This window comes from Myxococcus sp. AM009 (genome assembly GCF_013372605.1).
In the GTDB taxonomy this organism is placed as follows: domain Bacteria; phylum Myxococcota; class Myxococcia; order Myxococcales; family Myxococcaceae; genus Myxococcus; species Myxococcus vastator.
Window position 1 is genome coordinate 1 of record NZ_JABXEP010000269.1, and the last position, 6,360, is coordinate 6,360.

The following is a 6,360-nucleotide window of genomic DNA, read 5'->3' on the forward strand; positions in this document are numbered from 1 at the left end:
GCGGGCGCGGGCGGGGGCTCCGGCGGTGGGCAGGGGGCGATGCCGAAGCGCTGGACGATGGTCTCCCGGACGCCGTGGAAGACGACGCACTGCGAGCCCTCCAGGCGCAGCCCCTGCTCGAAGGTCTCCCAGCCGAGCGCGGAGGGCAGGGGCGTGAGGCCCCCGCGCCGCTCCATGAAGCGCAGCGTCTGCGCATCCACGCGCATGCCGCCCTCGGCCCACAGCGGCCAGTTGAACGACACCGTGCGTCCGTGCCGCTCACCGCGCGCCCGGCGCGCTTCACGCTCGAAGGCGAAGGCGTCGAGGAAGGCGTTGGCGAAGGCGTAGTCGCTCTGCCCCACGTTCCCGGTGATGGCCGCCGTCGAGGAGAACAGGGCGAAGAAGTCGAGCGGCAGGTGGCGGCTGGCCTCGTCCAGGTGGAGCGTCCCGCTCACCTTGGGACCCAGCACCGCGTCCAACTGCTCCCTGGACTTGGCCGGCACGAGCGCGTCACGGGTCGCCCCCGCCGCGTGGATGATGCCGTTCAACGCGCCCAATTGCGCGTGGGCCTCGTGGACGACCCGCGCGGCGGAGGACGGCTCGCCGACGTCGCCGCGCACGTACACCACCTGCGCGCCAGTCTCGCGCAGGCTCTCCAGCCGCTGCCGTCGGGCTTCGTCCAGCTCACTTCGACCGACGAGCGCGACCCGGGCCTGCCGCATGCGGACCAGGTGCTCGGCCAGGAGCAGGCCCAGCCCGCCCGCGCCGCCCGTGATGAGATACGCCCCGCCGTGCCGCAGGGGCGAAGGCCGCGTCGCATCGGCGGAGAGCGGCGCCAGTCCGCGCACCTGGCGCTGGCCCGCCGTGTAGCGGACCTCGATGTCGGCCTGTGTGCTGTTGGCCAGGGCCAGCCGCGCGACCTCGGACGGCGCGAGCAGCTCCGGTGCCAGCGCCACCGTCTGGAGCACCAGGCGCGGCGTCTCCAGCCCGAGCGCGCGGGCGAACCCCGCGATGGCGGCATGGGACGCCGCGGGCATTCCATCCGCCGTGGCGTGGAGGTAGCCCAGGCGCACGGTGCCTTCGGTCTTGTGCGCGAGCAGCCCCTGCGCGAGCCCCAGCACCTGCGTGAAGCCGTGAAGCGGCTCCTTCGCGGAGGCCGCGTCGAGCGCGGTCAGGAGGAAGACGTGGCTGGGCTGGATGCCCCGCCGTGCCAGGGACGCGAGGAGCTGCCGCACCTGCTGGGCGTCCGACACGTCCAGGGTCGGCTCCGCGCCGTCCTCCGAGAAGTTTGCTCCCGGGCGCGCATGCACCACGGGCGCCGCGAGGCCCCGAGCCTGGAGCCGCGCGAGGAAGGCCTGGGCGTGGGCCGCGTCTCCCCCCACGAGGAGGACACCCTGGGACCGGGGCTCCTCCGTGGACGAGGCGATGGGAGCCCCGCGCCAGACCTGCTGGGCGAGCACGACCTCCTCCGGCGCCGCGCGGGGCTGCACGGGCGAGGGTTCGACCTCGGTGGGGAGCCGTTCGAGCAGGAACCCCGCCAGGGCCCGCAGCGTGGGGTGGTCGAAGGCCAGCGTGGGGTACAGGTCCATCCCCAGCTCGCGCTCCAGATGCTCCACGAACTGCATCGCCTGGACCGACTCCATCCCCAGGTCGAAGAAGCCTTCCTCGGCGGAGGGCCGCGTGGACGGCGGATAGGCCAGGATTCGCGCCACGCTCTCTCCGAGCAACTGGACGAGGAGCGCGTGCCGTTCGGCACCGGGGACGGCCAGCAGGCGCTGCCGCATCGTCGCGCCCGGCGAGGGCTGTGACTCAGGGGCGGGCGTGGGGGGCGGCGGCGCGGACACGTCCGGCGGCGGCTCCGTGGCCGTGGTCTCTATCCAGTAGCGCTCTCCCACGAAGGGGTAGGTGGGCAGTGACACCCGGCGGGGCGGGTGCTCCCGGTAGAGGGCCTCCCAGGGCCAGTGCGTGCCTTCCACCCAGGCGCGCGCGACGGCCTCGTGCTCGCTCCGGCCCACGCGCTCCAGCAGCGCGGCCTCGGTGGGGGCGGCGCCCGGCTGGGGCGTCTCCGCGACGGTCGCCGTGAAGAGGCCCGGGGCGCGCGGCGCCGTGGGGTCCGCCGCGTGCGTCGCGAAGGCCCGCAGCCGCTCGCGGCAGGTGGCCAGGTCCTCCGCGACGAAGGCGAGCCGGGCGGCCATGGCCTCTCGTCCGCGCTGGAGCGTGAAGGCGAGGGACTCCAGCGCGTCCTCTCCCCAGGCCGGCTGGGCGTCGAGGGCGTCGAGGAGCTGGCGGGCCCGCGCGCGCAGCCGCTCCGGGGTGCGCGCGGAGAGCACGATGACGGCGGGCCGCGGAGGGCGGCTGGCGCGGGGCGCGGGCGCGCGCTCCCAGGACTCGACGATGAGGTGCACGTTGACGCCGCCGGCGCCGAAGCTGCTGATGCCGGCGCGCAGGGGCTCACCGGGCCGGGCGCGCCAGGGCGTGGACTCCCGTTGGACGTGGAAGGGCGTGCTGGCGAAGTCGAGGTGGGGGTTGAGCTTGTCTCCGTGGATGAGGGTGGGCGCCAGGCGGCGGTGCTTCATCTGGAGCAGCACCTTGTGCAACTGGCTGATGCCGGCGGCGGACTCCAGGTGGCCGATGCTGGCCTTGACCGAGCCGATGGCGCAGAAGCCCCGGTCGCCCGTGTGCTGGCGGAAGGCATCCGTCAGCCCGGTGACTTCGATGGGGTCGCCCAGGCTGGTCCCCGTGCCGTGCGCCTCCACGTAGCTGAGCGTGCGGGCGTCGACGTCCGCGCGCCGCAGGGCCTCGAGGATGACCTCTGCCTGGGCCACGGGGTTGGGCACGGTGTAGCCGTGGGTCTTCCCGTCGTGGTTGTTCGCGCTGCCCTTGATGACGCCGTGGATGACGTCGCCGTCCCGGAGTGCCAGCGCCAGGGGCTTGAGCAGCACGGCGCCCACGCCCTCGCCCGGGACGTACCCGTCGCCTCCCTCGGCGAAGCTGCGGCAGCGGCCGTCGCTGGACGCGAAGCGGTTGGCGCAGAGCATCACGTACTTGCTGGGGTGCAGTGACAGGTTCACGCCCCCGGCGATGGCCGCCTCGCAGGCGCCGGAGCGCAGGCTCTCGCAGGCGAGGTGGACCGCGTTGAGCGATGACGAGCAGGCCGTGTCCACCGTGAGGCTGGGGCCGCTCAGGTTGAGCGCGTAGGAGACCCGGTTGGCGATGGAGAACGTCTGCGTGTTGAGCGGAACGCGGTGGCCGCGCGCCCACTCCTGGGCGCCCAGCAGGGCGTACTCGTTGTAGGTGACGCCCACGAACACGCCCACGGGGGCGCGCGGGGTGCCCGCGCCGGGCCTCGCCAGCCCCGTCCGCGTGTAGCCCGCGTCCTCCAGGCAGGCCCAGGCCGTCTCCAGGAAGAGGCGCTCCTGCGGGTCCATGTAGCGGGCGACCAGCGGGGAGATTTGGAAGAAGGCCGCGTCGAACCGGTCCACGCCTTCCAGGAAGCCGCCCCACCGGACGTAGATGGAGCCGGGCTGACGGCGCGAGGCGTCGAACAGCGGCCGGTAGTCCCAGCGCTCCGGCGGAATCTCCTCGATGCAGTCGCGGCCCGCCTCCAGGTTGCGCCAGAAGCGCTCCAGGTCCTCCGCCTGGGGATAGCGTCCGCTCATGCCGATGACGGCGATGTCCATCGTCGCGGGACTGGCCGCGGGTTGCGGCCGGGGCACCTCGCGCCGTGGCGCGGGAGCCGTCACCCGCGGCGCGGCGGGCGGCGTGTTCCGCTCGGCCACGAGTCGCTGGACGCCGTCCGCGTGCGCCTCGCACAGATAGGACGCCAGCTCCGCGAGGTTCTTGTACTTGTAGAACAGCGTGATGGGGAGCTTGCCGAACGTGAGCTCCAGCTTCTGGTGGACCTCGGAGATGAGGATGGAGTTCATCCCGTAGCTCTCGAAGTCAGCCGTGGGCTGGAGGTGCTCCGCGTCCAGCCCGGCCGTGGTCGCCAGCGCCTGGGTGAGGACGTGGAGCGCCGCGTCCTGGAGCGCAGCGCCCGCCAACGGACCGGGGACATATGACGGTGCCGCTTCAATGACCTGGGCGGGCTCCGGTGGCGCGCGCTCCACGTAGAGACGGTCGGCGGGAGCGGGCAGCAGCCAGTGCCGGGCACCGGTGAAGGGATGGCCCGGCAGGGACACGCGGCGGCGCGGGCGAGGGAAGAGCCGCGACAGGTCGTCGAGGGCCCCACCCACCCAGAGGCGGGCGAGCCGGTCCAACTCGCCGCCCGACATCAGGGCCTCCAGGAAGGTGGCCCCGGCCGTGCCTCCGAGCAGCAGGTCATCCCATCGCGTGGCCTCGGCGCGGCCGGCGTGGACCTGCGTGGTGTCGCCACGCTCCAGCCAGGCGTCGAGCCGCGCGGTGAGCTCATCGAGGCTGTGCGCCACGATGGCCAGTCGCTCGTCCAGGACCTCGCGCCCCACCGCGAGGGTATAGGCCACGTCCTCCAGGCGCGGGGGCTCCGGGCGGCGCAGGGCGGCGCGCAAGCGGCTGGCGGCGGCGCGCAGCGTGGTGGGCTCCCGTGCGGACAGCACCACCAACTGCGGACCCGTGACGGCTTCCGGTGAGGGCGCCGCCGGCCGGTACTCTTCCAGGACGACGTGCGCGTTGGTTCCACCGAAGCCGAAGGAGCTCACGCCAGCGCGGCGCGAAGCCTCTTCGTCCCCGGGCGCGGGCCAGGGGCGGGTGTCCGCGTTGACGTAGAAGGGGCCGCCCTCCAGCCGGAGCTCGGGGTTGGGCGTCTGGAAGTGGAGGCTCGCGGGCAGGGTGCGGTGCCGCAACGCCAGCACCACCTTGAGGACCCCCGCGATGCCGGCGGCCGTCTCCAGGTGCCCGATGTTCGTCTTGACCGAGCCGAGCGCGCAGTGCGGCTGGGCGGAGGGGGGACGGCCCCAGCGCTGAGAGAGCCGCTCGAAGGCGATGCGCAGGCCATTGACCTCGATGGGGTCACCCAGGCGCGTGCCCGTGCCGTGCGCTTCGATGTAGCCGACCGTGGCGGGGTCGACCTGGGCATCCTCGTAGGCCGCCACCAGCAGCTCCGCCTGGGCCGTGGGGTTGGGGGCCGTCAGCGCCTGCGCCCGGCCACCGTGGTTGATGGCCGTGCCCCGGATGACGGCGTGGATGGTGTCCCCGTCCGCCTCCGCGCGCGACAGGGGCTTGAGCAGGAGCGCGCCGAGCCCTTCACCCCGGACGTAGCCGTTGGCGCGGGCGTCGAACGTCTTGCAGCGGCCGTCCTCGGCCAGCATGCCCGCGCGGCTGAACGCGAAGTAGAGGTGCGGGCTGAGCAGGAGGTTGACGCCACCGACGAGCGCCAGCTCGCTCTGGCCCGAGCGCAGCGACTGCACGGCGTGGTGGATGGCGACCAGGGAGCTGGAGCAGGCGGTCTCCACCGGGAGGCTGGGGCCGTGCAGGTCCAGCAGGAAGGAGAGCCGGTTGGGAAGGACGGAGTGGGCCTTCCCCGTGGCGGTGTGCGCGTCCGCCGCGACGCCGAAGTCCCGGAGCAGGTCGTGGTAGTCCGTCGTGCCGATGCCCACGAACACGCCCGTCTTCGTCCCCGCGAGCGAGCTGGGCCGGTAGCCAGCGTCCTCCAGGGTGTTCCATGCGAGCTGGAGGAAGAGGCGGTGCTGGGGGTCCATCAGCGCCGCTTCGCGGGGGGTGATGCGGAAGAAGGCGGCGTCGAAGTGCTCCACCTCGTCGATGAAGCTCCCCCACTTGATGTGGGTCCGATTCGGCTCGCTCAGGGGATTGCCCTCAAGGGCGCGCCAGTCCCAGCGCGTCGGCGGAACCTCCTCGATGAGGTCGGTGCCCTGCTCGAGGTGCCGCCAGAAGGTGTCGAGGTCGGGCGAGCGCGCGAAGCTGCCACCCATGCCGATGATGGCGATGGGCTCCGTCCCAGCGCGCGCGGCGCGTGGCGCGGGCGAAGCAGGTGTGGGCCGCTCCGGCATGGGGGCGCGTGGCGCCGGAGCGGGCTCGGGTGGGCGGACCTCTGGAGCGGGCGTGCGAGGCTCCAGGGAGGTGCGCGCCGGCTCTGGGGGACGCACCACCGCGAAGCGCGCGTTCAGCGCAGCGGAGTGCTCGGTGAGGAGGTGCTCGACGAGCGAGCCAAGCCGGTCATGCTCGAAGAGCATCGACGCCGTGAGGTCCACGGCGAGCTGTTCGCGCAGCCTGCCGGCGAGCTGGGTGATGGAGACGGAGTCGAAGCCGAAGTCGCGCAGGTCCGTGTCGAGCTCCACGTCCGCGGCGTTCATCTTGAGGACGGAGGCCGCGGCCTCGACCACGAGGGCGCTCACCTGCTTCCCCAGGTCCGCGTTCACGGTGGGGGGCGGAGGGGCTTCCCCGAGG

1 protein-coding gene is annotated in these 6,360 nt (G+C 73.4%); it reads right to left on the reverse strand.

What is annotated here, in order from left to right:
- Positions 1 to 6,360 (reverse strand): SDR family NAD(P)-dependent oxidoreductase (locus tag HV824_RS34560; protein WP_176425168.1); only part of this gene is annotated, 6,360 nt, incomplete at both ends.